The sequence below is a fragment of the Lysobacter sp. P5_B9 genome (genome assembly GCF_054049835.1).
Genome location: NZ_JBFULP010000002.1, coordinates 494,998 through 510,805 on the forward strand (window position 1 = coordinate 494,998; position 15,808 = coordinate 510,805).

The window sequence follows — 15,808 nt, forward strand, 5'->3', positions numbered from 1 at the left end:
CGCCGTGTCAACCGGCGACCGGGTCGCGCGTTTCCCCTCATGCAGGCCGTCATCCACCGCGCATCCCGCGCCCGCCTGCCCGAGGAGACGCACATGAAGGCATGGCTGGGGCACGTATGGCGGGGGCAGGCTTGGCGAGGAGCGGCACTGGGTCTGGGGCTGCTCGCCGCAAGCACGGCGGCGAGCGCGAGYGACTTCGGCGATCGCGTCGATCACCGCCTGGACCGCAAGGGCGATCGCATCGAGCACCGCCTGGACCACAAGGGGGATCGCATCGAGGGCCGCTTCGATCGGCGCGCCGCGCACGCCGCCACGAACGGCCACGACCGCAGGGCGCGTCGCCTGGAGCGCGAGGGCGCCCGTATCGATGCCCGCCTGGATCGGCGCGGCACTCTTGCCGATGCGCGCTGGGATCGCCGCGGCGACCGCTTCGACCGCCGCTGGGATCGCTATTCGGACCGCAGACATTGAGCCCGGTGCATGCTTGAGCGCATGACCACGACCGCGGAAATGCCGCACGCGTCCGCTCCCGCCTTCGTGGAAGCCGCGATGACGCTGGATGAATTCCTGGCCGGCATCGCCGCGCGCGCGTTCCGCTTCGCGGAGATGGGCCTGCGCCATCGCGAAGACGCCCGCGATGCGGTGCAGGACGCGATGACGAAGATGCTCGCCTACCGCGACCGGCCGTCCCCGGAATGGACGCCCCTGTTCTGGAGCGTCCTGCGCAGCCGCATCGTCGATGCGCAACGCCGTGGATTGTTGCGGTTGCGCTGGTTGTCGCCCCAGCACGAAGGCGAGGACGCGGTCGACTGGGCCGACCCGGTCGCGGACCCCGCGCGACGGCAGGAAGGGCAGGAGGCCTGGGGCCGGATCGTCGCTGGCCTGCGCAAGCTGCCGCGGCGCCAGCGCGAGGCCTTCAGCCTGCGCATCTTTGAAGACCTGGACGTCGCCACCACTGCCCGCGTCATGGGCTGCAGCGAAGGGGCGGTAAAGACGCACCTCTCGCGGGCACGGGAAGCATTGCAGCAGCACCTGGAGGATTTCCGATGAACACCGGCCACGACCAGGACCCTGGAACAACCGGCTTCGACGCGCAGCTGCGCCGGCTTCATGCACAGGCCGTCGAACGCGTCTCCCCGCGCACGCTGGTGCAACTGCGTGCGCGGCGCGCGCCGTCGCCCCTGCCATCCGCGCGGCGCCGGCACGCCTGGCCATTGGTAACCACCTGTGCGATCGCGCTGGTCGCGGGCGGGCTGCTGCTGCGGCATCCCGGTTCCACCCGACCGGACGAAGCCGTGCCCGAGCGGGCCGCACCGGCGGCCACTGCCAGCGACAACGAATCCGGCGACGTCTACGCCACCCTCGACGAATCGCCCGAGCTGTACCTCTGGCTCGCATCGAACGACACCGCCAACCTTGTCACGGAGTGATCCCATGAAGCTGCTTCGCCACGCCCTCGTCATTTCCCTGCTGTGCAGCGCTCCCGTGCTGGCGCAGACGGCGCCCTCGGGTGGCAACGCCAGGCCGAGCGCGCAAGCCACGCCGGCCGCGCCCGCCCGCGCTTTCCCCGCGTGGGAACAACTCAGCGCCGCCGAACGCGAGATGCTGGTCGCACCGGTGCGCGAGCGCTGGAACAGCAACCCGGAAGCACGCGCACGCATGATGGATCACGCACAGCGCTGGCAGACCATGACGCCCGAGCAGCGCCAGCGCGCGCATCACGGCATGAAGCGCTGGGCGAGCATGTCGCCGGAACAGCGCGAGCACACACGCGCCCTGTTTGGCGAGATGCGCAACATGACGCCGGAACAGCGCCAGGAGCTGCGCGCTAAGTGGAAGGCGATGACGCCAGCCGAGCGCGACGCGTGGATCAAGGCGCACCCGGCACAGCCGCGCTGATCGCAACGGCATCTCCAGCCGCTTCTGCTCGCAGCGTCAGCGCGATATGATCGCGGCCAGTACCAGCGCAACCAGGATCATCACCAGTTCGAACGTGCCGTTGGCGAGCTTTGCCAGCGTCCAGGCATGCTGCAGGCCGAGGCGGAAAGCAGAGGCCAGCGGATCGAAGCCCATCACCTCGCCCAGGTGCACGGCGATGATCCACCAGTTGGCGAGCACCACTATCCCCGCCGTTGCGACCACGCCCACCAGCGCGCGCCGTCCACCGGAGGGCCAGCCTGAAAGTCGCAGGATCCAGGCGACATCCAGCGCCCCGAGCACGGCCATCCAGCCGAACTGGCTGCCATTCGCCCAGGCCAGCACTACCCAGAGCGCGGCGAATCCGGCGCACGCGCCCCCCAGCATCAGCAGCCGGTAGGGCCACGTCAGCCAGCGGGCGATCGGGGAGCGCGGGTGCTCGGAAGCGGGAGGCATGAAGGCGGCAAGGATACCGGCCCGGGGCCAAACCCGCAGTGCGACGTGTTCGAGCCGCGCCGGGTGAAGGTGAACGACGGGCGCCAACGCTCGTTGCACGAAGCACCGCGCGGCGAGAGCCCTCCGTTTGCAAGCTCGCCGCTGGAACACCGCGTCTTGCGTTTCCCGGGCCGCAGGCGCGGCATGGGCAATATTGTTGCCCGGAATGAGCCGCGGGCCGGCACCACGGCGCCGCAACCCGTAAAATTCCACGCCTTGTACCCCCACGGCTTCGCCCCGATCTTCCTGATATGTATTCCCGCAGCAGCGAACCTGTCCGATTCGAGCGCGATTGCGCCGCCGTCCTCGTGCCGCAGGGCGAAAAGGTCACGTTGCCCGCGGGCAGCGTCGGTTACATCACCCAGGCGCTGGGCGGCAGCTGGACGGTGTTCGTCGAAGGCAACCTGTTCCGCATCGCCGGTCCCGATGCCGACGCGATCGGCAAGGAACCGCCCGAGCCGCTGGAACTTCCCGTCGATGCCGACGACGATGCCGTCGAGCAGATGGTGTGGCGCCAGCTGCGCACCTGCTTCGATCCGGAAATCCCGATCAACGTCGTCGACCTCGGTCTCGTCTACGAGGCCAGCGTCAAGCCGCACCCGGAACAACCCGGCCAGCGCCGGGTCGAGATCCGCATGACCCTGACCGCACCCGCCTGCGGCATGGGCGACATCCTCGTCGCCGACGTGACCGACAAGCTGGAAATGATCCCGACCGTGGCCGAGGCCGATGTCGAACTCGTATTCGACCCGCCGTGGACCCGCAACATGATGTCGGAAGTGGCGCGGCTGGAAACCGGGATGCTGTAAGCAGTCGGTTCGCCTTCGTGCCAACCCGCTGTTCCGCCCACCCGCGCGGGCCGCGCCTTACCTGATGTTCCGCTGCAACAGCAGCTTCGTATCCAGCTTCGCCGGCACCACCAGCCAATCCAGCGTCGCGCCGCGCAGGTCGCTGCTGGCGACGAGTGCCGCCTGGCAGCGTTCGTTGCATTCGCCGATGGGCATCCCCGGTGGCAACAGGCTCTGCACTTCCAGCTGTGACACCACGTCGCCATTGCGCACCGCTTGCGCGTGGATCGCGGCGAGGATGTGCAGCGCGCGCTTGCTGTCGCCATCGACCATCGTGGCGAGGGCGTCCAGGGTGTCGATGCGGTTGCTGAGCGTCCAGATGTCGGCCAGTTCCAGCTTGCGTGCCGCGGCGATATGCCTACGCACGGCATTCCAGTCGCCGCGCGTGGCGGCGGTTTCGGCAAGCCCGGTTTCGGCGATCGCGGTGATCCATTCGTACTGCGTGTTCCGCGCCAGCGGCAGCACGCGCTGGAACATGCGTTCGGCGGTGGCTGGATCGCCGGCGCGCGTGAGTGCGGTGGCGATCCACAGCTCGGTGCTCCAGCGATCGGGACCGTCCTCCATCTGCGTGCTTTCTTTCTGCGTTTCCAGCAGTCGCTTCAACGCGGCGTTGCGATCGCCGGCGACGAGGTCGACGGTGGCGTTGCCGATCGCGGCCTGCAGGCGCGAGGACGGCGATTCCAACGCGCTGCACTGCTTCCAGCCCGCGCGCGAGCCCGGAATGTCGCCCATGACCAGGTCCAGGTCGGCGCGAATGCAGGCAATCTGGGATGCCGCACTCGACGGTTGCGTGCCGGGATTACCCGCGCGGGCGCGCTTTTCCGCCTGGTCGAGCACCTTTCCGGCCAGCGCGAAGCGGCCGCGGTTGGCGAGGATGGTCGCTTCGAAAGACGACAGCCAGACTGCATCGTCGCCCTGCAGCGGGGCATTGCTGAGGCTGGCCATGCGGCGGTCGGCCGAGTTGAAACGGCCGCGCAGGAAGTCCTCGTTGAGCAGGTCCAGTTCAAGCACGTGCTGCTCGGACGTGTCGCCGGCGGTGAGCGCGGTCGCCAACGCCTGCTCCAGCCGCGCACGGTAGGCGGGCATGTCGCCGCGGCTGTAATGGCGGAAGGCGACCATGCGCAGCATGGCGATTTCCAGCCTGCGGTAACCGCGCTCGCGCGCCTGTACCAGCAACGGGTCCAGGCCGCTCTCGGCGGGCTGGTCGCGGCGATTGCTTTCGGCCAGGAAGCGCGCGTACAGCGCATCCATGTCGTCGCCGGCGAGTTCGAACTGCTTGGCCGCTTCCTCGTAACGCGACAGGTCCGCCTTGTCTTCGTACTGGAAGCTGTCGGTCTGCGCGGCCAGCAGTAGGGCATCGCCCAGCTCGTGTTCCCATCCCTTGCCAGCCGCTGCGGCGATGCGCTCGGCGGCCAGCGCGTTTTCGCGCGCGTGCTGCGGATCGCCAAGCGCGAGATAGGCGGCGGCGAGATTCAGGCGCTGGCGCAGGCGGATGCCGGCGGCTTCCTGGTCCCAGTCGGGGCGGTTGAGCAGGGCCAGCGCTTCCGTGGGCTGGTTGGCGACATTGAGCTGGGAGGCCTGTTCGAGCGCGTACGCGCGCTTTTCCGGATGTTTTGCCGCGAGCTCGCCCCAGGCCTTGGCGGCTTCGTTGAACTGTTGCGGGTTGCGGGAGAGCCGCTGCGCGTCCAGCACGTCCGCGACATCGGTGGGTACGGGCTGGAGCAGGCGGATCGCGGTTTCGGTCTGTTCGATCGCGGGCGCGGCGAGCGACAGGCGCGAGAGCGCGTAGCCCAGTTGCATGCGCGGCAGGCCGAATTCGGGCGCGAGCCGGGTGACGTCCTGCAGGATCTCGGCGGACTTCACCCAGTCGCGATGTTCCATCGCGTCGATCGCTTCGGCGTAGCGGCGCGCCGTGGCGGTGTCGATCGCAAGCGGCGGCCAGCGCTCCTTCGCACGCGCGGGGACAAGGGCCGCGAGCAGTTCCCGCGACAGCGCATCGGCCATTGCCGGCAGTTCGGCGCGAGCGCCCTGCTTCTCCACGCGCTGCTCGATGCCGCCCTGGTCGAAGCGTGCGCGCAGGAAGACGCGACTGGGGTTGGCGCTGTCGGTGCCGGAACTGAGGAACACGATGCGCGGCGAGCGTCCGGCGGAATCGGCGGCGAGATGCGCCTCGGTCAACAACGTTACTTCGGGGAGGCTGTCGAGCTTCCACTCGAGCCATGTGTGCAGCAGGGTAACGGGCCAGCGCGAGTCCTCCGGCGCGGCTTCATCCTCCACGTCGATCAGGGCGATCGCGAGCTGCGGCGCGGCTGCCGCCGGATGCGGAGGCTGATGGCCCCGCCACCACGCGGCGCCACCGATCAGCAGCACCAGCCCAACGGCTGCAGCGGCCACCCAGCGCCACCAGCTCCGACGCGAAACGGACGACGGGATCACCCCGCTCGCAGCCGGGGCGACCCCCGATGCGGGCTGTTCGGCCGCCGGTGCCGGCGACTCCTTACTAATAGCGTCCCTTGTCTGCGCGAGCGGAGCGGCTTCCACGACTGCTTCGATCGGACCTTGCGGCTCGAACACATAGCCGCTCTTGGCCACCGTGCGGATCCAATGCTTGCGCGATTCCCCCAGCGCCTTGCGCAGCATCCAGACGCTCTGTGAGAGGTTGGCGTCCTCGACGATCACCCCGGGCCACACGCGCGCGAACAGTTCGGCGCGCGTGTGCAGCACCTGCGGTTCGGCGAGGAAAACGAGCAGCAGGTCGAACATGCGCTGTGGCAGTTCGGCCTCCTGTTCAGGACGTATCACCCGGCGATAGCGCAGGTCGATCTGAACATCGTGCACCTGCAGGCGCCGCGTCCCGGCGGGCCAGGGGTGCTGTGTCGGGTCAGCCAAGCGCGTGTTCTCGAACCCTCGGGAGGCGGAATCCTATCGCCAGTGAGCGCCGGCTCGTGCTGCACTGCAGCGGAAAATGAACAGGCTTACGCCAAATTCGGCAAATTGCCGACGCCTGCCAGCCACGGCGGCCGTCGGCGGCGTTGGTCAGGTGCGTCATTTGCGCCGCCCAAGCCCCGGATTTGGTTACAGAACAGTTAATCCAGACGACTCCGGACACAGTTCGAGGCCGATTTGAGAACTTTTTGAGGTTCCGGACGAAGTCTCTATGACCTTTGGCACCCTTTCATCCTCCCTGTCGAACGGAGGCCCACCGATCGGCGGCCCTCTGCCCCCGGACGCAAGTCCGGGGGCAGGGTGCAGTAAAGCTCACCGGGCTCGTGCATCGCCCGGCGGGGTCGCCCGGTGATTCCGGCCCACAGCGCGCCAGGTTCGCGCGCACCGGCCACCCAATTCGCTTCAACGGAACCGCGCCAGCGGAGCGGGGGCAGGAGACCCCCGGCAAGGAGCATCGTTTCAGGGACGAAACACCGCCCCGGCGCGAGCCGGGGCCTCTCGGGATCGGGCTGCACGTGGGGATGCAGCGACCCGGAATACCGCAGCGACACGCGGGAACGACGAGCGGCGCCAGGGGGCCGTCGCGCGCCATCCGTGAAGGTCGGTCCGAAGTCGCAGCGGTCCAGTCCATGGAGCGTGGTTGGTCCTTCGTCAGGGAAGGCGAGGGTGTTTCGCATGTCGGTGGCGACGCGCGTGGAAGTGGTCGCGGGCTACCCAAGCAGCAGTGTTGTTGAGTCTCCATCCGCCGCGATGGAATCCATGCAAACCAGTCCAGAGGGAATCAACTGATGTCCGTCGTATCCCACCCCCGCATGCGCCTGCATGCGCTGGCCGCCGCTACCGCGGTCGCCGTTTCCGCCCTGGCCGCTCCGGCTTTCGCCGCCGAGCGCCTGAACCTGTCCGGCCTCGAATCCGGCGCCCAGTACGACCGCTTCATCGTCAAGTACCGTGCAGGCACCGCCGAAGGCGCCGACACCGGCAAGGCCAAGGCTGCACTGATGCGCGCCAGCAAGGCCGGTGTCGCGGGCAAGGCGCTGGCCCTGGGCCATCTGCGCCGCATGTCGCTGGGTGCCGACGTGGTGAAGTCGGATCGCAAGCTCGACCGCGCCGAAGCCGAAAGCCTGATGCGCGAGATCGCCGCCGACCCGAACGTCGAATATGTCGAACTCGACAAGCTCAACAAGCCCTACCTGACCCCGAACGACACCAACTACAGCCAGCAGTGGGGCTATTCGGGTACCTACGGCATCAAGGCCAACCAGGCCTGGGACGTGACCAACGGCGCCGGCAGCGTCGTGGCCGTGCTCGACACCGGCATCACCAACCACAGCGACCTCAACGCCAACATCCTCCCGGGCTATGACTTCATCGTCGACACCACCGTGTCGAACGACGGCAACGGCCGCGACAGCGATCCGAGCGATCCGGGTGACTGGACCACGGCCGGCCAGTGCGGCACCGGTTCGCAGGCATCCAACTCCAGCTGGCACGGCACCCACGTCGCCGGCACGATCGCCGCGGTGACCAACAACGCCAAGGGCGTGGCCGGCGTCGCCTACGGCGCCAAGATCGTCCCGGCGCGCGTGCTGGGTACCTGCGGTGGCTACGACTCCGACATCGCCGACGCGATGATCTGGGCCTCGGGCGGCACCGTCACCGGCGTCCCGGCCAACGCCAACCCGGCCGAAGTGATCAACCTCAGCCTGGGCGGCACCGGCGCGTGCAGCTCCACCACGCAAGCCGCGATCAACAGCGCGGTGTCGCGTGGCACCACGCTGGCCATCGCCGCCGGCAACGACAACACCAACGTGTCCAATGCCTCGCCGGCGAACTGCGCGAACGTCATTGCGGTGGGTTCGATCACCAGCACCGGCGCGCGTTCGAGCTTCTCCAACTACGGCGCCGGCGTGGACATCGCCGCACCGGGCTCGACCATCATGTCGACGATGAACGCCGGCACGACGACGCCGGGCGCCGAGACCTACGTCAATTACAGCGGCACCTCGATGGCGACCCCGCACGTCGCCGGTGTCATCGCCCTGATCCAGGCCGTGGCGACCACGCCGAAGACCCCGGCCGAAGTCGAAGCGCTGATCAAGGCCAACGTCACCGCGTTCCCGTCGACCCCTTCGCAACCGATTGGCGCGGGCATCCTCAACGCCAAGGCCGTGGTCGACGCGACCAACGGTGGCGGCGGCGGTGGCGCCGGGACGCTGACCAAGGGCGTCGCCGCGACCGGCCTGTCGGCTGCGGCCGGCGCCTATGTGAAGTACACGATGGTGGTGCCGGCCGGCGCGACCAACCTGACCTTCACCACCTCCGGCGGCACGGGTGATGCGGACATGTACGTGAAGCTCGGCAGCGAGCCGACCGACACCGTGTACGACTGCCGTCCGTACAAGACAGGCAACGCCGAGACCTGCACCTTCGCCACGCCGACCGCGGGTACGTACTACATCAACCTGAAGGCGTACTCGGCGTTCTCGGGCGTCAGCCTGGTCGGCGACTACACCACCGGCGGTGGCGGCGGCACCCAGACCTACACCAACACGAGCGACTACACGATCAGCGACAACGCGACCGTGGACAGCCCGATCACGGTGTCCGGTCGCACCGGCAACGGCCTGAGCAGCACCCAGGTCGCGGTGAACATCGTGCACACCTACATCGGCGACCTGAAGGTCGACCTGGTGGCCCCGGATGGTTCGATCTACACGCTGCACAACCACACCGGCGGCAGCGCCGACAACATCAACCAGACCTACACGGTCAACCTGACGACTGAAGCGCTGAACGGCACGTGGAAGCTGCGCGTGAACGACAACGCCGCCGGCGACACGGGTTACATCAACAGCTGGAGCGTCACCTTCTGATCGCCCCGCGCGACCAGGACGCAGTACCAGGACCCCGGCCATGGCCGGGGTCTTTTTTTGTTCCGTCCCATGCGTACGGTGCGAGCGGGTGTTGCGGCGCAGCAGCCCGTGTCCGGCACCCCGCGGATCCGGGGCGAACGGGGCCCGGCATCGGGCTTCACAGTTTTCAAAGGTTCCCGCCACTAGCGTCGCGCGGTCGCTGACGCTTGGGCCCGTCGCGATCCCCCGTTTCGACCTGCGCCACCGGACGACCGGTGCGCATGGCGGTTACGGAGGGCAAACGGAAGTTGCGCGGCCGCACTGCGGCCATCTACTCACTGCTCGGGGGTACATCGTGAACAACTCAGTACGCATGAATGCGCTTGCTGTCGCTACGCTGTGGGCGCTCGCAACGGGATCGGCCGTGGCTGCCGGCCGCGTGGACACCAGTGGCCTGCAGTCCGGGGAAAGCTTCGATCAGTTCATCGTGAAATACCGCGACGGCAGCGCGCCACGCAGCGATGCCGCGACGCTGCAGCGATCCCTGGACACGGCCGCGAACGGCGCCGCCAACGGCCGTGCGCTCGGCCTGAAGCAGGCACGCCGCCTCGCCGTCGGCGCCGACGTGGTGCGCGCGGGGCGCAAGCTGGACCGCGTCGAGGCCGAAAAGCTGATGCGCCAGCTGGCCGCGGATCCCGCGGTCGAGTACGTCGAAGTCGACCGCCTGTTGCAGGCGGTACTGACGCCCAATGATCCGCAGTATCCGCAGCAATGGGGTTACCAGGATGCCGACGCCGGCATCCGCGCCAACGAGGCGTGGGACAGCGCCACCGGCACCGGCGTCGTGGTCGCCATCCTCGACACCGGCATCACCAGCCACAGCGAGCTCAATGCGAACGTCATTGCGGGCTACGACTTCGTCAGCGACGCGACCGCCGCGCGCGACGGCAATGGCCGCGACTCCAACCCGGCCGACCAGGGCGACTGGTACAGCGCGGGCGAATGCGGGCAGATCAGCGGTTCCAATTCCAGCTGGCATGGCACGCACGTGGCCGGCACCGTGGCGGCGGCGACCAACAACGGTGTCGGCGTTGCTGGCGTGGCGTTCAACGCGAAGATCGAGCCGGTGCGCGTGCTGGGCAAGTGCGGCGGCAGCATTTCCGATATCGCCGATGCGATCGTCTGGGCTTCGGGCGGCACCGTAAGCGGCATACCCGCCAACGCCAATCCCGCGGAAGTGATCAACCTCAGCCTCGGCGGTAGCGGCACGTGCAGCGCGACCATGCAGTCGGCGATCGATGGCGCGGTCAGCCGCGGCACGACCCTGGCGATCGCGGCCGGCAACAGCAACGCCAACACGTCCGGGTTCACGCCGGCCAACTGCAACAACGTGATCGCGGTGGCCTCGATCACCGACACCGGCCAGCGTTCGAGCTTCTCCAACTACGGCGCGCTGATCGACATCGCCGCGCCCGGATCGTCGATCGTCTCCACCCTCAACGCCGGCACGACCACGCCGGGCGCCGAAAGCTATGCCACCTACAGCGGCACCTCGATGGCGACGCCGCACGTCGCCGGCGTGATCGCGCTGTTGCAATCGGTGTCCCCTACGCCGAAGACGCCGGCCCAGGTCGAGAGCCTGATCAAGGCGAATTTCCGCCCGTTCCCGGTGACGCCGAGCCAGACCATCGGTCCGGGCATCCTCGACGCGAAGAAGGTCGTCGATGCGGCCGGCGGCGGTGGCGGCAACGTCGCGCCGACGGCGAACTTCAGCTTCACCACCAGCGGCCTGACCGCGAACTTCACCGACAGTTCCACTGACAGCGACGGCACCATCGCCTCTCGCAGCTGGAACTTCGGCGACGGCACGACGTCGACCGCGACCAACCCCAGCAAGACCTATGCGGCCGCGGGCACCTACTCGGTCGCCTTGACCGTCACCGACAACGGCGGCGCCACCAACACCAGGACCCAGTCGGTCACCGTAGGCGCCACGGGGAGCGTGCTGCAGAACGGCGTGCCGGTCACCGGCATCAGCGGCGCATCGGGCAGCCAGCAGTTCTGGACGATGGCCGTGCCGGCCGGCGCCAGCGGCCTGAAGTTCACCATCGCCGGCGGCACCGGCGATGCCGACATGTACGTGCGCTTTGGTTCGGCGCCCACCACCAGCGTCTACGACTGCCGTCCTTTCCTCAGCGGCAACAACGAGACCTGCAACATCGCCACCGCCCAGGCCGGGACGTATCACGTGATGCTGCGCGGCTACACCGCGTTCTCGGGCGTGGCACTCACCGGCAGCTACACCACCGGTGGTGGCGGGCAGACCTACACCAACACCACGGACTACACGATCAGCGACAACGCAACGGTCGAAAGCCCGATCACGGTGTCCGGACGCACGGGCAACGCACAGGCGAGCACACCGGTGGCGGTGAACATCGTCCACACCTACATCGGCGACCTGAAGGTCGACCTGGTGGCGCCGGACGGTTCGGTGTACACGCTGCACAACCACACCGGCGGCAGCGCCGACAACATCAACCAGACCTACAACGTGAACCTGTCGACGGAAGCGTTGAACGGCACCTGGAAGTTGCGTGTCAACGACAACGCGGCGGCGGATACCGGCTACATCAACAGCTGGAGCATCACGTTCTGACGGTGTTGTTCTGGCAGCTGGCAAAAAAAGACCCCGGCTTCGGCCGGGGTCTTTTGCTTTTGCTCGTCATCCCGGCGAAGCTGGGATCCAGCTTGTTTTTGCTTCCGCTGTTGCCTTGAATAAGCAAAGGCAACAGTAAAACGGATCCCGGCTTGCGCCGGGATGACGGCAAAAATCAAATCGGCTCGAAACGGTTTGCCGCCACGTTCTTGCGCACCTTCTGTGGATCCCACACGCGGCCGTTCATGGCGATATACACGCCCGGCGGCAGCGATTGCACCGCACCCACCGCGCAGCCCACGTTGAACTCCGCATCCGAGCCGCGGAAGCGGGCCGGGCTGAGCGCGCCGGTAAGGACGATGGTCTTGTCGGTGAGCGAGGCCAGCACCTTCGCGGTTTCGACCATCGTGTCGGTGCCGTGCGTGACCAGCACGTGCTTCGCCGGTTGTGCAGCGATGGCGGCACGGATCAGTTCGCGGTCGTCGGCGGTGATGTGCAGCGAGTCCTTGCGGATGATCGGGATCACGCTGAACTGGAACGCCACGCCCAGCTCGCGCAGGATGCTGCCGATCTGCGGTTCGCCGATCTGGTAGTCGGACTTGTCGTCGAAGTAGATCTTGTCGATCGTGCCGCCGGTGGTGACGACGCAGAGCTGGTCCATGGTTCTTGGGGTGCGGTGGGGAGGCCCATTGTAGTGCGCCGCCCGCGGCCAAACGGCAGCAACGACACCGTTGAAGCCGCGCCGGCCCGCGGCCAAACCGCAGCAACGACACCGTTGAAGCCGCGCCGGCGGCCGGCGTGGGCGAACCACGATGACTTTTGCCCTGGCCGTCACCCGTCCAGCGGCGTGCAGACGATCCCTACGCCTTCTTCTTCGCGAACCGTGCGCGCAGGCCGGGAATGCTCGCCGCGAACACGACCGCCAGCGCCAGCACGATCTCGACCGTGGCGAACACCCGTTCCGGGGGCCGCGTCCACGCGACCATGACGCCGTGGCTGAACCACGCCAGCGCGAGCACGCCAGCCCAGAAGCCGGCCAGTCGCCAGCCGCGCAGCGCCGCCATCGCCAGCGCCGCGGGGGGCAGCGCGAATACCACCAGCGCCACCCACGGTCCCGGCGTCGCCCCGAACCACATCAGGTACAGGCCGGTGAGTGCGATCAGGGCGACGATCAGCACGCGCCGCGACAGGTTGCCACTGAAGACGCTCATGCCAGCTTTCCTGCGATGGTGGCGAGGCGGCGGCCAAGCGCGCGGGCCAGCGTGGCCTCCTCGTCGCTGGGCTGCGGATCGTCCTGCAATCCCGCGTAGTGGCTGGCGCCATAGGGCGTGCCACCGCTGCGCGTCGTGTTGAGCGCCGCCTCGGTGTATGGAATCCCGACCAGGACGCAGCCGTGGTGCAGCAGCGGTACCTGCATCGTCAGCAGCGTGGCTTCGTTGCCGCCGTGCAGGGTAGAGGTCGAGGTGAACACCGCCGCGGCCTTGCCGACCAGCGTGCCGCTGGCCCACTCGCTGCCGAGGCCATCGATGAAGTGCTTCATCGGCGCGGCCATGTTGCCGAAACGGGTGGGGCTGCCGATTGCCAGGCCCACGCATTCGGCCAGGTCCTGCTTCTCGACATAAGGCGCGCCTTCGTCCGGGATCGGCGGCGCTGCCTGCTGCGTCACCGCGGCCACCGGCGGCACGCTGCGGATGCGCGCGCGCATGCCGTCCACTTCCTCCACGCCGCGCGCGATCAGGCGCGCCAGGCGTGCCACCGAACCACCGCGGCTGTAGTAGAGGACGAGGATGTCGGGCATTGCGGCGTTCCTTCGGGAGTCGGAGAAGGGTACGCGCTGCGCATGCCGCGCGCACGCGACGCACGCGGGGCAGCCGATGCTGCTCATGCGGCGACGCCATCGCATCGGTTACCCTCCGCCGGATGGAGCCGCTCGATTCCCTCAATCGCTGGACCGACCGGATGCGCGATCCGGCGCGGGCGAAGGCGTTCTTCCGTTTCCTGGGCACGCGCTTCCTCGACGACACCCTGTTCCAGGCAGCGGGTGCGCTTTCCTACACGACCGTGTTCGCGCTCGTGCCCCTGTCGATGGTGGTGTTCGGCGTGCTGTCGGCGTTCCCGGTGTTCGGCGTATGGAGCGACCGGCTCAGCGACTACATCTTCGCCAACTTCGTGCCTTCCGCCGCGCGTTCGGTGGAGACCTACCTCAAGCAGTTTTCCGCCAACGCAGGCCAGCTCACCGCGGCGGGCGTGATCGCCCTGGTCGTGTCGTTGCTGATCACGCTCAACGGCATCGAGACCGCCTTCAACCGCATCTGGCGCGTCAAGGCGGCACGGCCGAAGGTCGGCCGTTTCCTCGTCTACTGGACGGTGTTCACCCTCGGCTCGCTCGTGGCCGCCGCGAGCCTGGCGGTCTCGGCCAAGTTCTTCGCGATGTCGGTGTTCCAGACCACCGCGGGCGGCGTCCTGCAGGCGTTGCTGTTGCGCCTGGCGCCGATGACGATCGAGCTGCTCGCGATCGCGGCGATCTACAGGATGGTCCCGCACCGCACGATCCAGTGGCGGCATGCCTTTGCCGGTGCGTTGCTGGCGACCCTCGCCTTCGAGGTCGTGAAGTGGGGCCTTGGCCTCTATCTCGCCAGCTTCGGTTCCTACTCCAAGATCTACGGCACGCTGGCCGCGGTGCCGATCTTCCTGCTGTGGATCTACCTCAGCTGGGTGGCGGTGTTGCTGGGCGCATCACTGGCGTCGTCGCTTTCGGCGTTCCGCTACCAGCCCGCGTCCATGCGGTTGCCGGTGGGTTATGAGATCTACGGCCTGATCCGCCTGCTTGCGCGCTTCAACGAAGCGCGCACGCACGGACGCGGCCTGCACAGCGAGCAGATCCAGCGCCTGGAGCCCATGCTCACGGACAGCCTGGTGCAGCAGATGCTCGCGCAGCTGTGCGAGATCAACGTGGTGCGCCGCGCCGAAGACGGCGAATGGCTGCTCGCGCGCGACCTAGACGAACTGACCATGGCCGAGCTCTACGAGGCCTGCCAGCTGCGCATTCCCATCGCCGAGGCGCACCTGCCGTGCCGCGAGGACTCGCTGGGCCACGCCGCGGTGGCCGCGATGGACGAGCTGCGCCTGCCGTTGCGCGACCTGCTCAAGCGTCGCGTTTCCACCATCCATGCCGATCACAAGGATTGAATCGATGCGCCTGCATCATGTCGCCATGTTGCCGCTGATGTCCGCGCTGCTCCTGGCCGCCTGCAAACCCACGGCGGAAACGCCGCGACCGCAGCCGGCCGCGCAGCCGCCTGCGCCCACCGCCGGGAAGCCGGCCGCTGCGCCCGCGGAGGCAGCGCCGGCCGACGCCGAATTCCCGACGCTGAAACTCACCACCCTCGATGGCCAGCCCTACGATCTCGCCGACCATCGCGGCAAGTGGGTCGTGGTGAATTACTGGGCCACGTGGTGCAAGCCCTGCGTCAAGGAAATGCCCGACCTGTCCGCGCTGGATGCGATGCGCGAGCACATCGAGGTGCTCGGGCTGGCCTACGACGATTCCGATCCCAAGGACATCCGGGCCTTCCTCCGCGATCATCCGGTCGCCTATCCGATCGCGATCGTGGACCCCTACGATCCGCCCAAGTCCTTCGCCACGCCGCGCGGCCTGCCGACGACCTACCTCATCGCGCCCGATGGCAAGCTGGCGAAGAAGTTCATGGGCCCGATCACCGCCGCCGAGATCGAAAGCGCGATCGGCGCCGCCGGCGGACCGAAGCCGAAGGCCGGCTGAGGACGATGGCATGACAGCGGCGCGCTTCTTCGTCGGTGGCAGGGTGCAGGGCGTGTGGTTCCGCGCCAGCGCGCGCGAACAGGCGATCGCGTTGAACCTGCGCGGCTTCGCGCGCAACCTGGCGGACGGGCGCGTGGAAGTGCTGGCCATCGGCGCGGACGATGCGGTCGAGCAGCTCGCGCAATGGCTGCATTACGGTCCGTCGCGGGCGCAGGTGGACGAACTCGAGCGGATGGACGCCGAGGACGACGCTGCCATCGAGGGCTTCGAGATCCACTAGGCTTGCCGGCGAGTGGTCCACGCTTTGGAG

At 68.1% G+C, this 15,808-nt stretch carries 14 protein-coding genes and 3 pseudogenes; 12 read left to right on the top strand and 5 right to left on the bottom strand.

Annotation, left to right across the window (positions count from 1 at the left end):
- Positions 1-93 precede the first annotated feature (93 nt).
- Genes ACXJJ9_RS07400 through ACXJJ9_RS07415 form a run of 4 tightly spaced genes read left to right on the top strand, consistent with a single transcriptional unit; the run spans position 94 to position 1,899 of the window.
- Positions 94-471, top strand: coding sequence for a hypothetical protein (locus ACXJJ9_RS07400; protein WP_457096551.1), 378 nt, complete (start codon positions 94-96; stop codon positions 469-471).
- A 21-nt stretch (positions 472-492) separates the two neighbouring features.
- Entirely contained in the window at positions 493-1,050 is a 558-nt protein-coding gene (locus ACXJJ9_RS07405) for an RNA polymerase sigma factor (RefSeq protein WP_457096552.1), read from the top strand.
- Positions 1,047-1,430 (top strand): hypothetical protein, encoded by a 384-nt coding sequence (locus ACXJJ9_RS07410; protein ID WP_457096553.1) that lies wholly within the window; start codon positions 1,047-1,049, stop codon positions 1,428-1,430. Before ACXJJ9_RS07405 ends, ACXJJ9_RS07410 begins: the two co-directional genes overlap by 4 nt.
- 4 nt (positions 1,431-1,434) lie before the next feature.
- On the top strand, positions 1,435-1,899 hold the full coding sequence (locus ACXJJ9_RS07415) for a DUF3106 domain-containing protein (protein WP_457096554.1): 465 nt from the start codon (positions 1,435-1,437) through the stop codon (positions 1,897-1,899).
- Positions 1,900-1,935: 36 nt separating this feature from the next.
- Here the strand turns inward: ACXJJ9_RS07415 and ACXJJ9_RS07420 are convergent, their stop codons facing one another.
- Complete coding sequence (locus tag ACXJJ9_RS07420; RefSeq protein WP_457096555.1) at positions 1,936-2,373, bottom strand: hypothetical protein; 438 nt, start codon at positions 2,371-2,373, stop codon at positions 1,936-1,938.
- A 290-nt stretch (positions 2,374-2,663) separates the two neighbouring features.
- On the opposite strand from ACXJJ9_RS07420, the gene sufT reads away from it, so the two are divergent.
- A complete protein-coding gene (gene sufT / locus ACXJJ9_RS07425) occupies positions 2,664-3,221 on the top strand; it encodes a putative Fe-S cluster assembly protein SufT (RefSeq protein WP_457096556.1) in 558 nt (185 codons plus the stop codon).
- A 57-nt stretch (positions 3,222-3,278) separates the two neighbouring features.
- On the opposite strand, the gene ACXJJ9_RS07430 is transcribed toward sufT, so the two are convergent.
- Positions 3,279-6,149, bottom strand: coding sequence for a winged helix-turn-helix domain-containing protein (locus ACXJJ9_RS07430; RefSeq protein ID WP_457096557.1), 2,871 nt, complete (start codon positions 6,147-6,149; stop codon positions 3,279-3,281).
- Between the two features lie 845 nt (positions 6,150-6,994).
- Here ACXJJ9_RS07430 and ACXJJ9_RS07435 point away from each other — a divergent pair.
- The 4 genes and pseudogenes from ACXJJ9_RS07435 to ACXJJ9_RS07450 form a co-directional block, all read left to right on the top strand.
- Positions 6,995-8,716: pseudogene (locus ACXJJ9_RS07435) on the top strand (S8 family peptidase); the annotation flags it as partial.
- Between the two features lie 129 nt (positions 8,717-8,845).
- Positions 8,846-9,079 (top strand): annotated as a pseudogene (locus ACXJJ9_RS07440) (proprotein convertase P-domain-containing protein); the annotation flags it as partial.
- A gap of 352 nt (positions 9,080-9,431) precedes the next feature.
- A pseudogene (locus ACXJJ9_RS07445) lies at positions 9,432-11,033 on the top strand (S8 family serine peptidase); the annotation flags it as partial.
- 93 nt (positions 11,034-11,126) lie between these two features.
- Positions 11,127-11,717 (top strand): proprotein convertase P-domain-containing protein, encoded by a 591-nt coding sequence (locus ACXJJ9_RS07450; RefSeq protein WP_457096608.1) that lies wholly within the window; start codon positions 11,127-11,129, stop codon positions 11,715-11,717.
- Positions 11,718-11,892: 175 nt separating this feature from the next.
- Here ACXJJ9_RS07450 and ACXJJ9_RS07455 read toward each other — a convergent pair whose 3' ends face one another.
- The 3 genes from ACXJJ9_RS07455 to wrbA all read right to left on the bottom strand — a co-directional run bounded on the left by ACXJJ9_RS07455 (position 11,893) and on the right by wrbA (position 13,515).
- The gene (locus ACXJJ9_RS07455; RefSeq protein WP_457096558.1) at positions 11,893-12,378 is read right to left on the bottom strand and encodes an asparaginase domain-containing protein; all 486 of its coding nucleotides are present in this window, start codon (positions 12,376-12,378) and stop codon (positions 11,893-11,895) included.
- A 199-nt stretch (positions 12,379-12,577) separates the two neighbouring features.
- Entirely contained in the window at positions 12,578-12,928 is a 351-nt protein-coding gene (locus ACXJJ9_RS07460; RefSeq protein WP_457096559.1) for a DUF2069 domain-containing protein, read from the bottom strand.
- The gene (gene wrbA, locus ACXJJ9_RS07465; RefSeq protein WP_457096560.1) at positions 12,925-13,515 is read right to left on the bottom strand and encodes an NAD(P)H:quinone oxidoreductase; all 591 of its coding nucleotides are present in this window, start codon (positions 13,513-13,515) and stop codon (positions 12,925-12,927) included. The genes ACXJJ9_RS07460 and wrbA overlap by 4 nt, the downstream gene beginning before the upstream one ends.
- Positions 13,516-13,637: 122 nt before the next feature.
- On the opposite strand from wrbA, the gene ACXJJ9_RS07470 reads away from it, so the two are divergent.
- Genes ACXJJ9_RS07470 through ACXJJ9_RS07480 form a run of 3 tightly spaced genes read left to right on the top strand, consistent with a single transcriptional unit; the run spans position 13,638 to position 15,778 of the window.
- On the top strand, positions 13,638-14,906 hold the full coding sequence (locus ACXJJ9_RS07470; protein ID WP_457096561.1) for a YihY family inner membrane protein: 1,269 nt from the start codon (positions 13,638-13,640) through the stop codon (positions 14,904-14,906).
- Positions 14,907-14,910: 4 nt separating this feature from the next.
- Positions 14,911-15,498 (top strand): TlpA family protein disulfide reductase, encoded by a 588-nt coding sequence (locus ACXJJ9_RS07475; RefSeq protein ID WP_457096562.1) that lies wholly within the window; start codon positions 14,911-14,913, stop codon positions 15,496-15,498.
- 10 nt (positions 15,499-15,508) lie between these two features.
- On the top strand, positions 15,509-15,778 hold the full coding sequence (locus ACXJJ9_RS07480) for an acylphosphatase (protein WP_457096563.1): 270 nt from the start codon (positions 15,509-15,511) through the stop codon (positions 15,776-15,778).
- Positions 15,779-15,808: the final 30 nt, after the last annotated feature.